This window comes from Ectopseudomonas guguanensis (assembly GCF_900104265.1).
GTDB lineage: Bacteria > Pseudomonadota > Gammaproteobacteria > Pseudomonadales > Pseudomonadaceae > Aquipseudomonas > Aquipseudomonas guguanensis.
This window is the reverse complement of record NZ_FNJJ01000009.1, coordinates 108445-128150: the sequence shown is the minus strand read 5'-3', so window position 1 is coordinate 128150 and position 19706 is coordinate 108445. Positions and strand designations below refer to the sequence as shown.

At 64.0% G+C, this 19706-nt stretch carries 16 protein-coding genes; 9 read left to right on the top strand and 7 right to left on the bottom strand.

Features of this window, described 5'->3' with window-relative positions; genetic code table 11:
- Positions 1-121 precede the first annotated feature (121 nt).
- On the bottom strand, positions 122-1495 hold the full coding sequence (locus BLS61_RS14615) for a multicopper oxidase family protein (protein ID WP_090432191.1): 1374 nt from the start codon (positions 1493-1495) through the stop codon (positions 122-124).
- A gap of 177 nt (positions 1496-1672) precedes the next feature.
- Between BLS61_RS14615 and BLS61_RS14610 the strand changes: the two genes are divergently transcribed.
- Complete coding sequence (locus BLS61_RS14610) at positions 1673-2143, top strand: hypothetical protein (RefSeq protein ID WP_090432190.1); 471 nt, start codon at positions 1673-1675, stop codon at positions 2141-2143.
- A 2-nt stretch (positions 2144-2145) separates the two neighbouring features.
- On the top strand, positions 2146-2661 hold the full coding sequence (locus tag BLS61_RS14605) for a hypothetical protein (protein ID WP_090432019.1): 516 nt from the start codon (positions 2146-2148) through the stop codon (positions 2659-2661).
- A gap of 60 nt (positions 2662-2721) precedes the next feature.
- Here BLS61_RS14605 and BLS61_RS14600 read toward each other — a convergent pair whose 3' ends face one another.
- The 3 genes from BLS61_RS14600 to guaB all read right to left on the bottom strand — a co-directional run bounded on the left by BLS61_RS14600 (position 2722) and on the right by guaB (position 6748).
- On the bottom strand, positions 2722-3348 hold the full coding sequence (locus BLS61_RS14600; RefSeq protein ID WP_090432017.1) for a hypothetical protein: 627 nt from the start codon (positions 3346-3348) through the stop codon (positions 2722-2724).
- Positions 3349-3491: 143 nt separating this feature from the next.
- Positions 3492-5069, bottom strand: coding sequence for a glutamine-hydrolyzing GMP synthase (guaA, locus tag BLS61_RS14595; RefSeq protein ID WP_090432014.1), 1578 nt, complete (start codon positions 5067-5069; stop codon positions 3492-3494).
- Between the two features lie 209 nt (positions 5070-5278).
- Positions 5279-6748 carry an IMP dehydrogenase gene (gene guaB, locus BLS61_RS14590; RefSeq protein WP_090432012.1) on the bottom strand — a complete coding sequence of 490 codons (1470 nt, stop codon included), beginning with the start codon at positions 6746-6748 and terminating at the stop codon, positions 5279-5281.
- Between the two features lie 144 nt (positions 6749-6892).
- Between guaB and BLS61_RS14585 the strand changes: the two genes are divergently transcribed.
- A complete protein-coding gene (locus BLS61_RS14585; protein WP_090432010.1) occupies positions 6893-8995 on the top strand; it encodes a TonB-dependent siderophore receptor in 2103 nt (700 codons plus the stop codon).
- A gap of 89 nt (positions 8996-9084) precedes the next feature.
- On the opposite strand, the gene BLS61_RS14580 is transcribed toward BLS61_RS14585, so the two are convergent.
- Complete coding sequence (locus tag BLS61_RS14580; RefSeq protein WP_090432008.1) at positions 9085-9639, bottom strand: sugar ABC transporter ATPase; 555 nt, start codon at positions 9637-9639, stop codon at positions 9085-9087.
- 56 nt (positions 9640-9695) lie between these two features.
- On the bottom strand, positions 9696-10163 hold the full coding sequence (locus BLS61_RS14575) for a multidrug/biocide efflux PACE transporter (RefSeq protein WP_090432188.1): 468 nt from the start codon (positions 10161-10163) through the stop codon (positions 9696-9698).
- A gap of 34 nt (positions 10164-10197) precedes the next feature.
- Between BLS61_RS14575 and BLS61_RS14570 the strand changes: the two genes are divergently transcribed.
- The 6 genes from BLS61_RS14570 to leuA all read left to right on the top strand — a co-directional run bounded on the left by BLS61_RS14570 (position 10198) and on the right by leuA (position 18674).
- Positions 10198-11127 carry a LysR family transcriptional regulator gene (locus BLS61_RS14570; protein ID WP_090432006.1) on the top strand — a complete coding sequence of 310 codons (930 nt, stop codon included), beginning with the start codon at positions 10198-10200 and terminating at the stop codon, positions 11125-11127.
- 43 nt (positions 11128-11170) lie between these two features.
- Positions 11171-12550 carry an exodeoxyribonuclease VII large subunit gene (gene xseA, locus BLS61_RS14565; RefSeq protein ID WP_090432004.1) on the top strand — a complete coding sequence of 460 codons (1380 nt, stop codon included), beginning with the start codon at positions 11171-11173 and terminating at the stop codon, positions 12548-12550.
- A gap of 194 nt (positions 12551-12744) precedes the next feature.
- Positions 12745-13569: a peptidoglycan DD-metalloendopeptidase family protein gene (locus BLS61_RS14560; RefSeq protein ID WP_090432002.1), complete on the top strand. Its 825-nt coding sequence runs from the start codon at positions 12745-12747 to the stop codon at positions 13567-13569.
- A 119-nt stretch (positions 13570-13688) separates the two neighbouring features.
- Positions 13689-14966, top strand: a complete 1278-nt coding sequence (locus BLS61_RS14555; protein WP_090431999.1) for a mechanosensitive ion channel family protein — start codon at positions 13689-13691, stop codon at positions 14964-14966.
- A 60-nt stretch (positions 14967-15026) separates the two neighbouring features.
- Positions 15027-16712: a flagellinolysin gene (locus BLS61_RS23680; RefSeq protein WP_167358735.1), complete on the top strand. Its 1686-nt coding sequence runs from the start codon at positions 15027-15029 to the stop codon at positions 16710-16712.
- A 291-nt stretch (positions 16713-17003) separates the two neighbouring features.
- On the top strand, positions 17004-18674 hold the full coding sequence (leuA, locus tag BLS61_RS14540; protein ID WP_090431997.1) for a 2-isopropylmalate synthase: 1671 nt from the start codon (positions 17004-17006) through the stop codon (positions 18672-18674).
- Positions 18675-18902: 228 nt separating this feature from the next.
- On the opposite strand, the gene BLS61_RS14535 is transcribed toward leuA, so the two are convergent.
- Positions 18903-19688 carry an amidohydrolase gene (locus BLS61_RS14535; RefSeq protein ID WP_090431995.1) on the bottom strand — a complete coding sequence of 262 codons (786 nt, stop codon included), beginning with the start codon at positions 19686-19688 and terminating at the stop codon, positions 18903-18905.
- Positions 19689-19706: the final 18 nt, after the last annotated feature.

The window sequence follows — 19706 nt, the reverse complement described above, 5'->3', positions numbered from 1 at the left end:
GCTTCAGGCTTCAGGCTTCAGGCTTCAGGCTTCAGGCTTCAGGCGCGCCAGTGTGCCTTTCCATCGGAGCCCGTCAAGCTTTTCGCGCCTGCCTGTGGCTTGCAGCCTGAAACCTGCAGCTTCAGACCACTTCGATGGCCGCCATCAGCCCCGTTTCCATATGGTCGATCACGTGGCAGTGGAACATCCACACACCGGGATTATCGGCAACGAAGGCAATACGCGCCGTCTCGTTCTTGCCCAGCAGATAGGTATCGGTGAAGTACGGAATGATCTTGCGCCGATCCGAACCCAGCACCTTGAAAGTCATCCCGTGCAGATGGATCGGGTGCTGATACTGCGCCATGTTGCGCAGCACGAAGATGTAGTGGCCATCCTTCTTCAGCGTGGCGATCGGGCGATCGGCACAGGTCTTGTCATTGATGTCCCAGGCCTGGCCGTTGATCTGCCAATACTTGTAGCGACCGGCGGCCTCGTCGGCCGGCGAAGCCAGTGCGGCAGCCCACTCGAAGTTGAAGCGCAGGGTTTCGGCGCGGGCCAGATCCGGCTCGGCGACGGGGTTGGCCGGCAGGGGTGGCGGCCAGTCGCCTGCGACTTCGCTACTGGCGACACCCTTCAAGGTGGCCAGGCGCAGCGGCCCGTTGCGTAGCGACAATTCCTCGCCGGGCGATGGCACCTTCAGCGCCAGGTCGATGCGCATGCCAGGCCCCAGCCAGTACTCCTTGCCCAGCGGGCGCGGCTGCACCGGATTGCCATCCAGGGCATAGATGCGCGCCTCGCCGCCCGGCAGGTTAAGACGGTAGGTGACGGTGTTGTCGACATTGATCAGGCGCAGGCGCACCACCTGCCCCGCTGGCAGTTCGAGGGTCGGATTGGGCTGGCCATTGATGGTGGTCAGTCGCCCACGCGTACCTTCGCGCGCCGCCTGGCGCGGCACCAGAAATTCGCTGAAGGCGCCCTGCTCGTCGATATGCCAGGTCTTCAGGCTCAGCGTGCGCTCATGGCGGAAACCGGTCGGCTCGCGCTCCTCGACGATCAGCGGCCCGACCAGACCGCGCCCCAGCTGCTCGGCGCTGGCGGTATGCGGGTGGTACCAGAAGCTGCCGGCATCGTGGCAGATGAAGTCGTAGTCGAAGTACTCGCCCGGCAGCACCGGCGCCTGGGAGACGTAGGGCACGCCATCCATCTCCAGCGGCAGGCGAATGCCATGCCAGTGAATGGTGCTCTGTACATCCAGCTTGTTGATGAAGCGCACCCGCAGCCGCTCACCCTGACGGCAACGCAGCTCCAATCCCGGTGCCTGGCCACCATAGCCCCAGGCCGGCGTCACATGCCCCGGTACCAGCTGCAGATCCAGCGGCGCGGCGATCAGCTCGTAATCGTGGGTGGCGATATTTTCCGGGCGCCCCAGCCAGTAACGCACACCGCCAGCGCCCAGCCCGGCCACACCCAGACCAACCAAACCGGCCAGCACCTGTCTGCGGGTAAACGACATCTTCATCCTCAACTCGTGAGCATACTCAATTGCGGTATCTTCTCATTTTCATGGATGGCCAGACGAGCGCCATGACAAGACAAATTGCCGCGGCGATGCTGCGAAATAGTGCTGATAAAAGACGGCACTTACCGGAGTAAAATCGCCAGGGATTTCACGGGAAGCGCTCACCAGGACATGGACAGTTTCTTTTTCGACGCCCCCTTGGGCATCATGATCGTGGCGTTCACGCCACTGATCCTGCTGATGTGGATCGGCCTCATGGCCGCGTTCGGCGAGGCGATCTGGTCCGACTGCTACAGGCTTGGCCGGCCGCACGATATCGTGAAAGCGTCGATCATCGATCAAAAACTCGTAGAAGCACGTATCAGCGCTGGCAAAACCACGATGGTGAGCCTCAGGTACGTCTATCGCCTGCGTTACGAGTACGAACAACGGACCTACGAAGTGCAGCATCTCGTGCTCGACCAAGAGCATGTCGAGCTCAACGAACAGGCCGGCACCTTTCTGCTTTATGTGCCCAAAGCGAACCCTGCCGATGCCACTCCCGAATCCCCAAACGCCGCATCCCCCATCGCCGCAATGGCGTTGATGATCATGGGCTACCTCATCTGGGAAGCTGCACCGACGCTGCTTACAGGGTATTGATCATGATCGTGCTCTTCATCCTGCTCGGCGGCCTGCTGTGGCTGATCAGCCTGCTGCTATTCGCCTTTGCCGCCTGGGCCTTTTACAAGCTGGCGCAGCTGCTCTGGGAAAAAATCCGCAGAGCCTTGCTGCGTCCAGGCACGGCGCAAATCACATCCTATGAAGTTTTCACACCCGACCTGGAAGACATTCACTTCCAGGACAGCCGCCCGCAAGTCCGCCTCGAGCTGGACTGCGAGCGACATGGTCAGCGCTTTCAGATATCCCTCGGCCCGCTGACGTGCGAGGAGTTGTTCCCCGCACTGGATCTGCCCGCACATCATGTCGCCTGCTGGCTGAGCGATGAGGATTGGTGCCAGATGCTGGAAAATCGCTGGATCACCATCGCCTGCGACTGGCAGCAGCGCAAAGCGATACTCACCAGCCAGATTCGAGAAGACAGACGCATGCTGCTGATCGGTTTTCTAAGCCTGAGCATGTTCGCCCTCCTGGTGACGCTGTCATTGCTGCAGAGCTGACTGTCCACGGAGCTACCAAGGTATTCGTGGCCCGCCATCCACCCCGGCAGAGTTCTCCGTTCAATCGCACTCAGGCACCTGAGCCATGGTCATGCCGCCACCGAAATTGGCAATGGGCCGCATGACCAGACGACAACCGCCCTCTGCCTCCTGAACGCCCTGCGCCGCAAGGGATTCACGGCTGACCCGATAATCGAAAGTCAGGGTAGTGCCGGCAGGCACACCGCCTTCCTCGCGCGCCGACGTGACACGCACCTCCAGCCGTACGTCAGTCGGGCTGAAAGTGCCCGAAAAGAGGAAGGTGCGTCCGTCGCTGATACCACCACCGCTGACGCGCCCGTCGGCACTGATGCTCACCTGCACGTCACCCGGCTCGCTGCGCCAACCTGCATCATCATAGAGCCCCGGAATAGTGAGCTCGGTCTGCGTGGTGCTATCCGGAACCTCGCCCCGCAGTTGCAGGCTCGCCCTACCCGGCGCACTGCGCTCCAGCAATACGCTTCCCTTCCCGTAATGGCTGTCCGGTTTGCCGGAGGGAGGTGCCACCTTGAAGTCGACTCGACCGGTGTAAGGGCGCTCGCCGAAAAGCTCAATCACATCCTGAGCCAAGCTGCAGGGAGCCACAGCCAGCAGCAGAGCGGCCAGGAAAGTGCGCGAGCACGAGGAAGATGGCGAGTTGACGGACATGGGCGCTTCCTTTTTGCCAGGTAAAAGCCTAACCCTAGCCAAAGCGCTCGGCGGACGACAGAAAACGCGCCACATCCCCCCGAAAAACAAAACCCCGGCAGCATGGCCGGGGTTTCGTCACACGAGCTAGGCTCGGAGGGGCATCATTCCCACTCGATGGTCGCTGGCGGCTTGCTCGACACGTCGTAGGTGACGCGGGAGATGCCTTCGATCTCGTTGATGATGCGGCCGCTGACGGTTTCCAGCAGCTCGTAGGGCAGGTGCGCCCAGCGAGCGGTCATGAAGTCCACGGTTTCCACGGCGCGCAGGGCGACGACCCAGGCGTAGCGACGGCCGTCACCGACGACGCCGACCGATTTCACCGGCTGGAACACCACGAACGCCTGGCTGGTCTTGTGGTACCAGTCGGCCTTGCGCAGCTCTTCGATGAAGATGTGGTCGGCGCGGCGCAGCAGGTCGGCGTACTCCTTCTTCACTTCGCCGAGGATACGTACGCCCAGGCCCGGGCCCGGGAACGGGTGGCGGTAGACCATGTCGTAGGGCAGGCCCAGCTCCAGGCCGATCTTGCGCACTTCGTCCTTGAACAGTTCACGCAGCGGCTCGACCAGCTTGAGGTTCATCTCCTCGGGCAAGCCACCGACGTTGTGGTGGCTCTTGATCACGTGGGCCTTGCCGCTCTTGGCGCCAGCCGACTCGATCACATCCGGATAGATGGTGCCCTGGGCGAGGAACTGGATATTGTCCAGCTTGCTGGCCTCGGCATCGAACACGTCGATGAAGGTACGGCCGATGATCTTGCGCTTCTTCTCCGGGTCGGACTCGCCGGCCAGGTTGGAGAGGAACTGCTCCTCGGCATTGGCACGGATCACCTTCACGCCCATGTTCTCGGCGAACATGGCCATCACCTGGTCGCCCTCGTGCAGGCGCAGCAGGCCGTTGTCGACGAACACGCAGGTGAGCTGATCGCCGATGGCCTTGTGCAGCAGCGCCGCGACCACGGAAGAGTCGACACCGCCGGACAGGCCGAGCAGCACGTTGGCGTCGCCGACCTGGGCGCGCACGGCGGCCACGGCGTCTTCGACGATGTTGGCCGGGGTCCACAGGGCCTCGCAGCCGCTGATCTCCAGCACGAAGCGCGACAGGATGCGGCCGCCCTGCTTGGTGTGGGTCACTTCGGGGTGGAACTGCACGCCGTAGTAGTGGCGGGTGTCGTCGCTCATGGCGGCGATCGGGCAGCTCGGCGTGCTGGCGAGGATGTGGAAGCCTTCCGGCAGGCGGGTGACCTTGTCGCCGTGGCTCATCCACACGTCCAGGCCAAGTACGCCATCGGCGTCGACATGGTCTTCGATGCCGGCCAGCAGCTGGCTCTTGCCGACCACGTCGACACGGGCGTAGCCGAACTCGCGCAGGTCGGAGCCTTCAACTTTGCCACCCAACTGCTCGGCCATGGTCTGCATGCCGTAGCAGATGCCGAGGATCGGCACATTCAGGTCGAACACGGCCTGCGGCGCGCGCGGGCTACCCTCCTCGTGCACCGACTCCGGGCCGCCGGCAAGGATGATGCCGCGCGGAGCGAAGGCGCGGATGTCCTCGTCGCTCATGTCCCAGGGGTGCAGTTCGCAATAGACGCCGATCTCGCGCACGCGGCGGGCGATCAGCTGGGTGTACTGGGAACCGAAGTCCAGAATGAGGATGCGGTGGGCGTGAATGTCGTGGGCCATGGCCGTCTCTCGTAGGTATTCACAAATGACACGGGGCTGATCGAACAGCCCCGTTATTCATACATTGCAAAAATCGATTTGCCGCGCAGCGAGCACCGGGCAGGCAAGGCGGAGAGAAACGAGAGAGCGGAGTTTGCTGAAGCAAATGAGCATCTTGAGTTTTTCTCCAACGCAGCATGCACAAGCGCAGCAGCGTCAAATCGATTTTTTTAGCCGACGCGGTAGTTCGGCGCCTCCTTGGTGATCTGCACGTCGTGCACGTGCGACTCGGCCATGCCGGCGCCGGTGATGCGCACGAACTCCGGCTTGGTGCGCATCTCTTCGATGGTGGCGCAGCCGGTGTAGCCCATGGAAGCACGCAGGCCGCCCATCAGCTGGTGAACGATGGCACTCATCGCGCCCTTGTAGGGCACACGACCTTCGATGCCTTCCGGCACCAGCTTCTCGGCGCCAGCCGAGGAGTCCTGGAAGTAACGGTCAGAGGAACCCTGCGCCTGGGCCATGGCGCCCAGCGAGCCCATGCCGCGGTACGCCTTGTAGGAACGGCCCTGGAACAACTCGACCTCGCCCGGCGCCTCTTCGGTACCGGCCAGCATGGAGCCGATCATCACGGCGGAAGCGCCAGCGACGATGGCCTTGGACAGGTCGCCGGAGAAACGGATGCCACCGTCAGCGATCAGCGGTACACCGGTACCTGCCAGGGCCGCGGCAACATTGGCCACGGCGCTGATCTGCGGTACGCCGACGCCGGCAACGATACGGGTGGTGCAGATCGAGCCCGGGCCGATACCGACCTTGACGCCATCGGCGCCGGCTTCGACCAGCGCCTTGGCCGCGTCGCCCGTGGCGATATTGCCGCCGATCACCTGCACCTCGGGGAAGTTCTGCTTGACCCAGCGCACGCGGTCGATCACGCCCTTGGAGTGGCCGTGGGCGGTGTCGACGATGATCACGTCGACGCCGGCATTGACCAGCGCGGCAACGCGGTCACCGGTATCGGCACCGGTACCCACGGCAGCACCGACGCGCAGGCGACCCTGATCGTCCTTGCTGGCCAGCGGGTAGGCCTTGGCCTTCTCGATGTCCTTGACGGTCATCATGCCCTTGAGGTTGAAGGCGTCGTCGACGATCAGCACCTTCTCGATGCGGTGCTTGTGCAGCAGCGCGCGCACGGTTTCCTTGTCGGCACCTTCCTTGACGGTGACCAGGCGCTCTTTCGGCGTCATCACCTCACGCACTTTAGCGTCCAGGCGATTCTCGAAACGTACGTCGCGGGAAGTAACGATGCCCACCAGGTCACCGTTGGACAGCACCGGCACGCCGGAGATGTTGTGCTGACGGGTCAGCTCGAACAGATCGCGCACGGTAGCATCGGCCTCGATGGTGATCGGGTCCTTGACCACGCCGGCCTCGAACTTCTTGACCTTGCGCACTTCGGCAGCCTGCTGCTCGATGGTCATGTTCTTGTGGATGATGCCGATGCCGCCTTCCTGCGCCATGGCGATGGCCAGACGCGCCTCGGTAACGGTGTCCATGGCAGCGGACAGCAGCGGGATGTTCAGTTCGATGCCGCGGGTCAGGCGGGTCTTCAGGCTGACGTCCTTGGGCAGTACCTCGGAGTAACCGGGGATGAGCAGGACGTCGTCGAAAGTGAGTGCTTCTTGGCTGATGCGCAGCATGGGCGGGCTCCCGAGCGGGAAAATAAGAAGCGCGGCATTATACCCAGCGACCTCCCTGCACTCAATGCAAAGTGTTCTCTAGGCAGCCACTCCCTGAAACACATAAAATAATGATTCTCAAAAACGCTTGCACCTGAGTACCAGATGAAATCCAACCGTTTTCCCTTGAGCAGCCCACGCGCCGCTCTGCTTGCCCTTTGCCTGCTGCCGGCCGGCTCACTGCTGGCCAAGGAGCTGGAGCTGCCGAGCCAGGAAGTGCTGGCCAAACCCAACGTAGAAGAGGACGGCTACCAGGCCAAGCGCGCCAGCACCGCGAGCAAATCCTCCGTGGCGCTCAGGGATGAAGCGCAGTCGGTACAGGTGGTAACGCCCAAGACCATCGAGGACTTCCAGGTCAAGTCGCTGGACGATGCGATGAAGTTCGTCAGTGGCATGACCCAGAGCAACACCCTGGCCGGCACACAGGACGGTTTCGTCAAACGTGGTTTTGGTAGCAACGCCGATGGCTCGATCCTGCGTGACGGCATCCGCTCCAGCTTGTCGCGCAACTTCAGCGCCACCACTGAACGCGTGGAAGTGCTCAAGGGCCCGGCATCTCTGCTGTATGGCGCACTGGAGCCGGGCGGCCTGATCAATGTGATCAGCAAGAAGCCCCAATACCAGTGGGGCACACGCATCGACGCGAACAGCTCCAGCTTCGGCGGCGGCAGCCTGGCGGTAGACGTTACCGGCCCCATTGCCGACAGTGGGCTGGCGTTTCGCCTGATTGCCGAGCGCCAACACGAAGATTACTGGCGCAACTTCGGCGAGGAAGAACACAGCCTGATCGCCCCCTCTCTGAGCTGGGAAGGCGAGCGCCTGCGTCTCAGCCTTGCCTACGAGTACAAGGAATACAGTGCCCCGGTGGATCGCGGCACGGTGATCATCAACGGCAAGCCGGCCAAGGTTTCCTATAACGAGCGTTTCGGCGAAAGCTGGGCCAAAGCCGAGGGCATCGATGAACTGCTCACCGCTACTGCCGAGTACCAGCTCACCGAGAACTGGTCTACCCGCCTCACCTACGGCTGGAACAACGAGCGCTACGACTATGCAGAGGCTCGACCCAATGCACTGAATGCCAGCACAGGCGCCCTGAGTCGCCGCTCTGACGGCAGCGAGCATGACAACCAGACCCAATATCTGGCCTGGGACTGGATCGGCAATGCCGAGCTGTTCGGCCAGCGTCATGATCTGCTGATCGGCGCCGACACCGAGCGCGTCGACAACTTCCGCGGCGACACCTGGCGCGGCCCGGCGGTCGGCGGTTTCAACATCTACAACCCGGTCTACGGCAATCTCGCGGCGCCTTCACTGCTCAATCTGTCGCAGAGCGACCGCCGCGACGAATTGCATTCACGTTCCTTTTATATGAAGGACAACTGGCACCTTGACGAGCAATGGATTCTGGTTCTCGGCGGTCGTTACCAGCGCTTCGAGCAATTGGTCGGGCAAGGTCGAGGGACACTGTTCACGCCGACCACCGATCGCCACGACGCCACCTTCCTGCCGTTCGGTGGACTGGTCTTCCAGCTGAACGATCAGGTGGCCTTCTACGGCAACTACAGCCGATCCTTCGTGCCCAATGCCTCGGATGCCAATACCGGCCAGGCATTCGACCCCGAAGAAGGTCGCAGCTACGAGCTGGGCGTGAAGTTCGACCTGCCTCAGGGTATCGGTGCCAACCTCGCGCTGTTCGATATCGAGAAGGAAAACGTCGTGGTCACTAATAATTCCGTATCGGAAGCAGCCGGCAAGGTCGGTTCGCGCGGTGTGGAGCTGGATATCAGCGGCCGCCTGAGCGAACGCTGGGAACTGCTCGGCAGCTACGCCTACACCGATACGGAAATCCTCGACGACCCGACCAACGAGGGCAACGAACTGGTCAACGCCGCGCGCAATATCGGCAGTCTCTACCTCGTCCATCACCTGCAGCTGCCCCAGGAGCTGGGTCAGTGGAAACTGGGTGGTGGCGCCCGCTATGTCGGTGAACGTGCCGGCGACAATGCCAACACATTCTGGCTGGACAGCTATACGGTGGCCGATGCCTTCGTCAGTTGGGACAGCCAACTGCTAGGCGAGAAGACGCGCCTGCAACTGAATGTACGTAACCTGTTCAACGAGCACTACTATCCGTCCAGCGGCGGCAATCTGCGGGTGGCCGTGGGCGAACCACGTGAAGTGCGTCTGTCGGCCAGCGTCGAGTTCTGACCTTTGGCATTGTGGGAGGCGCTTCAGCGGCGACTGAAAGCATATGAAGTCGCGGCTAAAGGCCCTCCCACAAGGGACTGAAAAGTCGCTCAGGCCGGATCATCGACCCGCACCTGCCTCACCGCAAAGCCCAGGCGTTCGCCGAACTCCTCGACGAACGCCGGACGCAGGCCGGCATCCATCCAGCCATTGAAGATGAAGCCCAGATTGGAAAAGCCGCAGGGCTGCAGGAACAGGAAGCCGTTGATGTCGTCCTCATGCCCGCATTCGGGGCAGGTGAAGTTGTCGGTTTCCCCGGGCCACCACACCTCCAGGCTGTCGAACAGCGGCACGCCCACCTCCCGGCGGCATTCGGGGCAGCCCGCCTCCTCGAGAAAATTCCGCGTCGGCACATAGATGCAGCGATGGGTGATGATCTCCAGGCCATTGTGCGGCTGACCATAGGGCAGCAACTCGGGGTGCTGGGCGATACGTCGGGCGCCCGGGCCGATGGCGTAGGCCATGCCGTTGCCGCCCTGGCCGCAGGTGGTGGGCAGCGCCTCGACGATCTCCCGCTTGACCAGCCAGCGCAACATGGCCCTCGCCTTCTCTTCATCAGCGGGAAGCGTGGAAATCTGCGGGACGAGGATCAATTGCGCGGTCATGGTGCTCGGAGGGCTGACAAAGAAAGAGCGGCAGCTTAGGCGCTACCGCTCGCAAATCAAGCCCCTCGGCACACCGCATCGCCCACCTGCGCTTCGCGCCGCGCCAGCCAGCGCGCGCGCAGCACGTCATAGATCCAGTTGAACGCCAGGGTGTAGGGCAGAAAGAACAGGATCAGCACGATATCCAGCAGCAGCGCCTCGAGCAGGCCGATCGACAGCCACCAGGCGGCCAGCGGCACCAGCACCAGAATCAAGCCCGCCTCGAACAGCAGCGCATGGCTGACCCGCGCCCACAGACCGCGCTCGAAGCCCAGCCGTCCCTGGGCACGGTCGAACAGGTAGTTGAACAGCATGTTCCACAGCATCGCCACGGTGGAGAATATCAGCGTCAACGCGCCGAGATGCACCAGCGGCTTGTCCATGAACCAGGCCATGGCCGGCGCGCAGATGAGCACGGCGATGGTCTCGAACGCCAGGGCGTGGCCGATGCGCTCACGCAGGGAGCGCGGTAGGGGCTGAGTCATGGAGAGAACCTCGTGATAGGTGGCGACCAGCGCTATGATCATCGGAACTCCAGCCAGACCAAAGGCAGCTGCCATCGGCAAAACCGATATGAATATTTCACCGGAATCCCTCCAGGCGTTTGCCCAGGCCGCCAACTGCGGCTCGTTGAGCGCCGCCGCCAGACGCCTGGGCAAAAGCCAATCGACCGTCAGTGAGGCGGTAGCGCGCCTGGAAATCGACCTGGGCGTGGCACTGTTCGAGCGCGGTCCACGCAAGCTGCAACTGACCGAGGCCGGCGCCAGCCTGCTGGCACATGCCGAGGAAGTGCTGTGTGCCAGTGACCGCCTGGCGCGGCATGCCGCGGCTCTGGCCAGGGGGCAGGAGCCGCGCCTGACCCTGGCGCTGTCCGATGCCTACCAGCCGAAACACTACGAGGCGCGCCTGCAGGAGCTGGATCAGCGCTTCCCCGATCTGCAGTTCGAGAGCCTGATCGCGGAGCAGGCTGACGTGCTCGACCTGGTCAGTCAGGGCCGCGCGCAACTCGGTCTGATCGCCGCACAGCCGACCTACCCGCCGCATATCGCCCATGCCCGCCTGCACATGAGCAGCGAATTCGGCCTGTTCGCGGCCAAGGGTCATCCGCTGAGCGAACTGACCCAGGTGCGCCCGGAAGACTTGTCGCACTGGCGCCTGCTGCGCCTGAGCAGCGTCGCCAACGACGACGCCAGCGCCGATGTTCTGCCTGGCAGCGGTGGACGCTGCTGGGCCGCGCCGGACTACCTGATGCTGCTGGAGATGGCGCGCCTGGGCTTCGGCTGGGCCGAGCTGCCGCGGCAACTGGTCGACGCCTACGGCTTCGGTGGCCTGCAGGAGCTGCGCTGCAGTGGCTGGCCGCGACGGGTGACGGTGGACGCCGTGTGGTCGCGCCAGCTGGAACTAGGCCCGGTGGCGGCCTGGCTGCTGGAGCGCCTGCTGCAGGCTTGATGAAGGTCGCGTCGACGCCCCTCTCGACTTATCATGCGCCACCATGATCAACGATCCCTTTGCTCGCCTGAACCTCGACCGCGAGGTACTCAGCGTAAGCCAGCTCAACAACCGCGCCCGCCTGCTGCTGGAGGACGTGTTCTCCGGCATCTGGGTCGAGGGGGAAATCTCCAACCTCGCCCGCCCCGCATCCGGCCATGTCTACTTCACCCTGAAAGACAGCCAGGCCCAGGTGCGCTGCGCGCTGTTCCGGCAGAACGCTGCACGCGTGCGCCAGGCGCTGCGCGACGGGCTGGCGGTGAAGGTACGCGGCAAGGTCTCGCTGTTCGAAGGGCGCGGCGACTACCAGCTGATTCTCGACGCGGTCGAGCCGGCCGGCGACGGCGCCCTGCGCCTGGCGTTCGAGGCGCTGAAGGAAAAACTCGGCGCCGAAGGGCTGTTCTCCACCGAACGCAAGATCGCCCTACCCGCCCATCCCAGGCGCATCGGCATCGTCACCTCGCCCACCGGCGCGGTGATCCGCGACATCATCAGCGTGTTCCGCCGCCGCGCGCCGCAGGTGGAACTGAACCTGATACCCACCGCCGTGCAGGGTCGCGAAGCCACCACGCAGATCGTGCGCGCCCTGCAACGGGCCGATGCGCTGGGTTTCGATGCATTGATCCTGGCCCGCGGCGGCGGTTCGCTGGAAGACCTCTGGTGCTTCAACGAGGAAAGCGTGGCGCGCGCCGTGGCGGCCTGCGTCACGCCCATCGTCAGCGCCGTGGGCCACGAGACGGACGTGTCCATCGCCGACTTCGTCGCCGACGTGCGTGCGCCGACGCCGTCGGCTGCCGCCGAACTGCTGGCCCCGGACAGCAGCGAGCTGGTGCAGCGCCTGCACAACCTGCAGCGCCGCCTGGTGTTGCACATGCAGGGCCGCCTGGCCCGCGAGCGCCTGCGTCTGGAAGGCGTCAGCCGGCGCCTGCGCCACCCCGGCGAACGCCTGCGCCAGCAGGCCCAGCGCCTTGACGACCTGGACATGCGCCTGCGCCGCGCCTTCGCACAGCGGCTGGCGAACCAGTACGAACGCCTGGCGCGCCTCGACGCCCGCCTCGCCGCGCAGCATCCGGGGCGCAATCTGGCCATGCTGCGCCAGCGCCTCGATGGCCTGGCCGCGCGCCTGCCACGTGCCATGCAGGGCCAGCTGCGCAGCCAGCGCCAGCAACTGGGCGCACTGGCGGCGCAATTGCAGATCGTCAGCCCCCTGGCCACGCTCGGCCGCGGTTACAGCATCCTCCTCGACGAGCGCGGCCAGGCCGTACGCAGCGCCGCGCAGACCCAGCCAGGCCAGCGCCTGAAGGCGCGCCTGAGCGTGGGCGAGCTGGACGTTCGGGTCGAAGACAACCACATACAACCGGCGACGCTGTCGCTGTTGGACTAACAGTTGCCAGGGTGGGCCGGGCGGCACTCCGCTTCAGTTGGTAGGGTGGGCTTCAGCCCACCAAGACCCGCCCCCTGTTGGTGGGCTGAAGCCCACCCTACAGCTCAACAAAACGAGAACAGCACTGGAGGGCTGGACGAAAGAGCGACACCGATCCGCTTTTACGTTCAGCGTTCTTTTCGTATAGGACTTTTATGCGCCCACTGATCTTTCTGCTTGCCGTCTGTCTTGCCCTGCCCGCCCATGCCGAAGGCTTCATCACCCGCCTGCTGAACAAGCCGGTGCCCGGGGGCGTCGCCGTGGTCGATCTGGGCAACCCGACGCAGGCGCCGAAGGTGCGCTACCAGGGCAAGCCGGTGCTGACCGTGCGCGAGGACGGCCAGCGCTGGATCGCCATCGTTGGCATTCCGCTCAGCGTCAAGCCGGGCACGCAGCAGGTGGAGGTCGAGGGCGCCCAGAGGCTGGGCTTCCAAGTCGGCGCCAAGCACTACGCCGAGCAGCGCATCACCATCAAGAATCAGCAGCAGGTCACGCCCAACGCCGAGAACCTCAAGCGCATCGAGCGCGAACTGGCGGAGCAGACCCGCGCCTACCAACAATTCAGCACGCGCCAGCCGAGCAACCTGCTGTTCGACAGGCCGGTCAACGGGCCGCTGTCCAGCCCCTTCGGCCTGCGCCGCTTCTTCAATGGCGAGGAACGAAACCCGCACTCGGGCCTGGATTTCGCCGCGAACCGCGGCACGCCGATCAAGGCGCCGGCGGCAGGCAAGGTGATACTGATCGGCGACTACTTCTTCAATGGCAAGACGGTGTTCCTCGACCACGGCCAGGGGCTGATCAGCATGTTCTGCCACCTCTCCGAGATCGACGTGAAGCTCGGCGACGAAATCCCCCGCGGCGGGCATGTCGGCAAGGTCGGCGCCACTGGCCGCGCCACCGGCCCACACCTGCACTGGAACGTCAGCCTCAACGACGTGCGAGTCGACCCGGCCATCTTCATCGGTGCGTTCAAGCCTTGAGCAGACGCAACCGGCAATGACTGCCGTTTGGGTTGGCGCAACGTTTTTGCTAGGGTACCGCAGCTCGGATGCCCGGCCTTGCAGCGCCGGCACGCCCCCCGCCTGCTTCGGAGCCGGATATGCCGAATGAGCTCAACACCTGGATGGAGTGGCTGGAACACCAGCCGCAACTGCTCACCTTCAGCGCCACCCTCGCGCTGATCCTTGCCGCCTGGCTGTCGAACTGGATCGTCAAACGCATCCTGGTCCGCGCCATCTATCGCGTGGTGGGTGCTACCGCGGTCGGCCGCCATGGCCAGATCAAGCAAAGCGGCATCATCAAGCGTCTGTCCCACATCGTGCCGGCGCTGATGCTTTCCTCCGGCGTGGCCGTGGTGCCAGGTATGCCCGAAGCCGTGGTGACGGTTACGCAGAACGTCTGCGGCGCCTTCATCGTGCTGACTATCGCCCTGGCTATCGCCGCCCTGCTGGACATTCTCAACACCCTCTACCAGCGCCGCCCCAACGCCCACCTGAAGCCGATCAAGGGCTACCTGCAGGTGGTCAAGATCGCCATCTTCGCCATCGCCACCATCCTCATCGTGGCCACGCTGATCGATCGTTCACCGCTGATTCTGCTGTCGGGCCTCGGCGCCATGGCCGCCGTGCTGATGCTGATTTTTCAGGACACCCTGCTGTCGCTGGTGGCCAGCGTGCAGATTTCCTCCAGCGACATCATCCGCGTCGGCGACTGGGTGGAAATGCCCCAGCTCAACGCCGATGGCGACGTGATCGATATCGCCCTGCACACGGTCAAGGTGCAGAACTGGGACAAGACCATCACCACCATCCCGACCAAGCGCTTCATCACCGACCCGTTCAAGAACTGGCGCGGCATGCAGGAATCCGGCGGCCGCCGGATCAAGCGCGCACTGTACCTGGACCAGACCAGCGTGCATTTTTTGAGCGACGAGGAGATTGCCCGCCTGCGCCGCTTCATGCTGCTCGACGAGTACCTCGACCGCAAGGACCGGGAGCTGCGCGAGTGGAACCAGAAGCTGGCCGAGCACGGCAAGCAGGCGGTCAACACCCGCCGCATCACCAACATCGGCAGCTTCCGCGCCTATGTCGAGCATTACCTGCGGCACAACCCGAACATCCACCAGCACATGACCCTGCTGGTGCGCCAGCTCAGCCCGACAGCCGATGGCCTGCCCCTGGAGATCTACTGCTTCACCAATACCACGGCCTGGAATGCCTACGAAGGCATCCAGTCGGACATCTTCGACCACCTGCTGGCCATCCTCCCCGAGTTCGGCCTGCGCGTGTTCCAGCACCCGAGCGGGGCGGACTTCCAGACGCTCAGGGAGGCATCCCCTACCGTACGTCGGCAAGAAGCCCCCTTCATTCAAGTCTGAAACGAAGCGGCCGACTTTCCTTAGGAGCCAGGCTGCTGCCTGGCATTTGCGAGTGAACGAATGGTGCTGACGGTCAATACCAACATCGCCTCGTCGTACACACGTCGCCAACTGGAAAGCAACGCCACCAGCCTCGATACGTCGCTGCAGCGCCTGTCCACCGGACAGCGCATCAACAGCGCCAAGGACGATGCCGCCGGCATGCAGATTTCCAACCGCCTGAACTCGCAGACACGGGGGCTGGGCGTGGCGATGCGTAACGCCAACGACGGCATTTCGCTGCTACAGGTGGCCGAGGGCGCGCTGCAAAGCGTGACCGATGCCCTGCAGCGTATTCGTGCGCTCGGCCTTCAGGCGATGAACGGTTCCAACGGCGTCAACGAGCGTCAGGCCCTCGACCGGGAAGCGCAGCAACTGCTGCAGGAAATCAATCGCGTCAACGAAACCACCACCTTCGCCGGACGCAAGGTCTTCGATCAGGGCCAGTCCTCCGCTCTGGGCGACCTCGACCAGCGTGCGGTGCTCAACTCGCTGAAGGGCTTCTGGATCAGCGAGGGCGAACAGCGCGTATTCGATGCCCTGGGCCTACGCGCCGACGGGGCGGAGCTGAAAATCACCTTCAGCAACGACAGCAGCAGCCAGGCACTGGCATCGGTTTCCTACACCGGCGCAGACGGCAGCGGCCGCGTGCTCAACCAGGTGCTCAACGTCAACCTCGCCTACTTCGATGCCAGCAGCCTGCCCGACGGCGGCAGCTTCCCTCAGTACACCGACCGCGTGATCGCCCACGAGATGGCTCATGCGGTGATGGGCCGCACGATGAACTTCGCCAGTGGCCTGCCCTCCTGGTTCATCGAAGGCACCGCCGAAGCCGTGCAGGGTGCCGACGAGCGACTGGCAGCCGACACCGCTGGCGGTACCAATACCGCGGCGATCGTGGCCGCCTTCAATGCCGACGATGTCAGCGGCTCGGCTGGCTATTCCGGCGGCTACGCGGCGGTGCGCTACATGCACGACAGCATCAAGGCTGCTGGCGGCAGGGGCATCAAGGATGTGATGGGCTACCTGCAGAGCAACCCTGGCTCGACCCTCGACCAGGCCCTGGCCAATGGCAGCCGCGGAGCCTTCAGCGGGCTGGCCGATTTCCAGACGCAGTTCTCCAGTGACGCTGCCAGCTACGTGGCGAGCCTCGATCTGACCAATGAAGACACCGGTGCCCTGGGCGGGCTGGACGCCGACGGAGGCCCCGTCCTGACCGCCAAGAGCGTACTGCTGAACCAGGGTACCGGCACCCCCGGTTCGCAGGGTTTCCGCCTGGTCGAGCCGACCCTGTTCGACGACACCGCCGTCGGCGGCAGCGCCCTGACCCAGTTCCAGATCGGCGCCCAGGCCTACGAGACCATCCAGATCGGCATCGGCTCGTTCAATGTCGAAGCACTCGCCCTCAGCCGCCTGAGCCTGCAGAAGACCCCCGGCCTGGCGGTCATGGACATCGACGATGCGCTGGCCTATATCGATCGCCAGCGCGGCTACATGGGTGCGGTGCAGAACCGCCTGGAAGCGACCATCAGCAATCTGCAGAACATATCCGAGAACACCGCGGCGAGCCGTTCGCGCATCGTCGATACCGACTTCGCGGCGGAGACCGCCAACCTCACCTCCCGACAGATCGTCCAGCAGGCCGCCCAGAGCGTTCTGGCCCAGGCCAATCAGCGCCCCCAGGCGGTGCTCAGCCTGCTCGCCTGATCCTTGCGCAATCCAACGCAACCCTTTTGCAGCACCGCGCAATATTCCCTCAAGAGATGCTGGCAAACGAAAATTTCCAGCGTTTTATCGCAAAGTATTGCCATCATTCTCTACCGAACGTAGGGTTAGCGGCATGAACAACGCAAACACCCTCATTCTCCTGCGGCAACACCGCTGCCTGCGCCTGGTCAGCCCGCGACTGCGGGGCTGAATCCCTGCGGCCCCTCCGGCCACCATCGACTGCCCTATTCGTTTTTCCAGACAAGGCGTCTGGATCCAAGGATTTTCACCATGACCATGCTCAAAGACCCCTCGAAGAAGTACCGCCCGTTCACCCCGATCCAGATTCCGGATCGCACCTGGCCGGACAAGATCATCGACAAGGCGCCGATCTGGCTGTCCACCGACCTGCGCGACGGCAATCAGTCGCTGATCGAGCCGATGGATGCCGAGAAGAAGATGCGCTTCTTCAAGTGCCTGGTGGCCGTGGGTCTGAAGGAAATCGAAGTGGGCTTCCCGTCCGCCTCGCAGACCGACTTCGACTTCGTCCGCGAGCTGATCGAAGGCGGCCACATCCCCGACGACGTCACCATCCAGGTGCTGACCCAGGCCCGTGACGACCTCATCGAGCGCACCTTCGAGTCGCTCAAAGGCGCCAAGAAAGCCATCGTCCACTACTACAACGCCTGCGCACCGAGCTTCCGCAAGATCGTCTTCAACCAGGACAAGGCTGGCGTCAAGGCCATCGCCGTGGCCGCCGGCACCACCATCAAGCGCCTGGCCGAGGCCGCGCCCGAGACCCAGTGGGGCTTCGAGTACTCGCCAGAGGTGTTCAGCAGCACCGAGATCGATTTCGCCGTCGAGGTATGCAACGCGGTAATCGATGTGTTCCAGCCGACCCCGGCGAACAAGCTGATCCTCAACCTGCCGGCCACCATCGAGTGCGCCACGCCGAACAACTATGCCGACCAGATCGAGTGGTTCGGCCGTCATGTCGACCGCCGCGACAGCGTGCTGATCAGCGTGCACACCCACAACGACCGTGGCACCGGCGTCGCCGCGTCCGAGCTGGCCGTCATGGCCGGCGCCGATCGCGTCGAAGGCTGCCTGTTCGGCAACGGCGAGCGCACCGGCAACGTCTGCCTGGTGACTCTGGCGTTGAACCTCTACACCCAGGGCGTCGATCCGCAGCTGGACTTTTCCGATATCGATGCCGTGCGCAAGGTGGTCGAGGACTGCAACCAGATTCCGGTGCACCCGCGTCATCCGTATGTCGGCGATCTGGTCCACACCGCCTTCTCCGGCTCGCACCAGGATGCCATCCGCAAGGGCTTCGCCCAGCAGAAGGCAGACGCCCTGTGGGAAGTACCCTACCTGCCGATCGATCCGGCCGATATCGGCCGCGACTACGAGGCGGTGATTCGTGTGAACAGCCAGTCCGGCAAGGGCGGCATCACCTTCCTGCTCGAGCAGGAATACGGCATCAGCCTGCCGCGCCGCATGCAGATCGAATTCAGCCAGGTGGTGCAGCGTGAAACCGATCGCCTCGGCCTGGAGATGACTGCTGCGCAGATCTACCAGTTGCTGGAAAGCGAGTACCTGCATGCGCGCAGCCCCTACACCCTGAAAGGCCATCGCCTGCAGGAAGAGAACGGCACCAGCGCGGTGGATATCGAGGTGATCGAAGGCGCTGAAAAACACCACTGGCGTGGCATCGGCAAGGGACCGCTGGAAGCGCTTGCAGCAAGTCTGCCGGTTGCCGTCGAGGTCATGGACTACAGCGAGCATGCCATCGGCGCCGGCACCAATGCCAAGGCGGCGGCCTACATCGAGCTGCGCGTCAACGGCGGCCGCGCCCTGCATGGCATCGGCATCGACGAGAACCTGACCACAGCCAGCTTCCGCGCCCTGTTCAGCGCACTGAACCGCGCCCTGAGCCAGGCCGAGTCGCAAGCGGCCTGATTCCCCAGGACTAAAACCACAACGCCGGGCACTGCCCGGCGTTTTCATTTCCACACGGTCTCAGCCCCACCGTAGGGTGCGCCGTGCGCGCCAACTTCCGAATCGCACCCGACGGCCATCATTAACAGCGGTGCGCGCGGCGCACCCTACGGCCTCGAGCGCTCCATCTCGTAGGGTGCGCCATGCGCACCGGCCGTTTACCGCGAGCCTGGGTGCGCACAGCTCGCCCTACCCTTGCAGGGCAAAGCCATCGGCATCCAGGTGCGCCGGGAAACGCTCGCGATAGGTGTCCAGGGCCTGGCTCGAAAGCGTCGCGCGAAATACGCCATCGCCATCACCAGCCGCCAGCAGCGCCTCGCCCTGGAAATCCAGCACCTGGGAATCGCCCGTATAGCCATGGCCCTTGCCGTCCTCGCCGATGCGGTTCACCGCTGCGACATAGCACAGGTTCTCGATGGCCCGCGCCGGCAGCAGACGGTTCCAGTGCTGGCGGCGAGCGCTGGGCCAGTTGGCGGTATACAGCAGCAGATCGGTGCCGGCGGCATCGCGGCTCCACACCGGGAAGCGCAGGTCGTAGCAGATCAGCGGGCGCACGCGCCAGCCGTTGAGCTCCAGCACCACCTGCTGATCGCCGGCGCTGTAGTGCTTGTGCTCGCCGGCCATGCGAAACAGATGACGCTTGTCGTAATGCGCCAGCGAACCGTCCGGGCGCGCCCAGAGCAGGCGGTTGCGGTAGCTGCCATCGGCCGCCTGGATGATCAGGCTGCCGCAGATCACCGCATCGATGGCCTGCGCCTGCTCGCGCAACCAGAGCGAGGTCGGGCCGTCCTCGGGCTCGGCCAGGTCGGCCGACTCCATGGAAAAGCCGGTGGAAAACATCTCCGGCAGGATCACCAGATCGGCGCCACGCGCCTGCTGCAGCAAGGGCTCGAAGTGAAGGCGATTGGCGGCCGGGTCGTGCCAGGCCAGGCTGGTCTGGATCAGCGCCAGTTCAAGATCGGGTTTGTTGCTCATTGGGGACGCCTCGCTCGC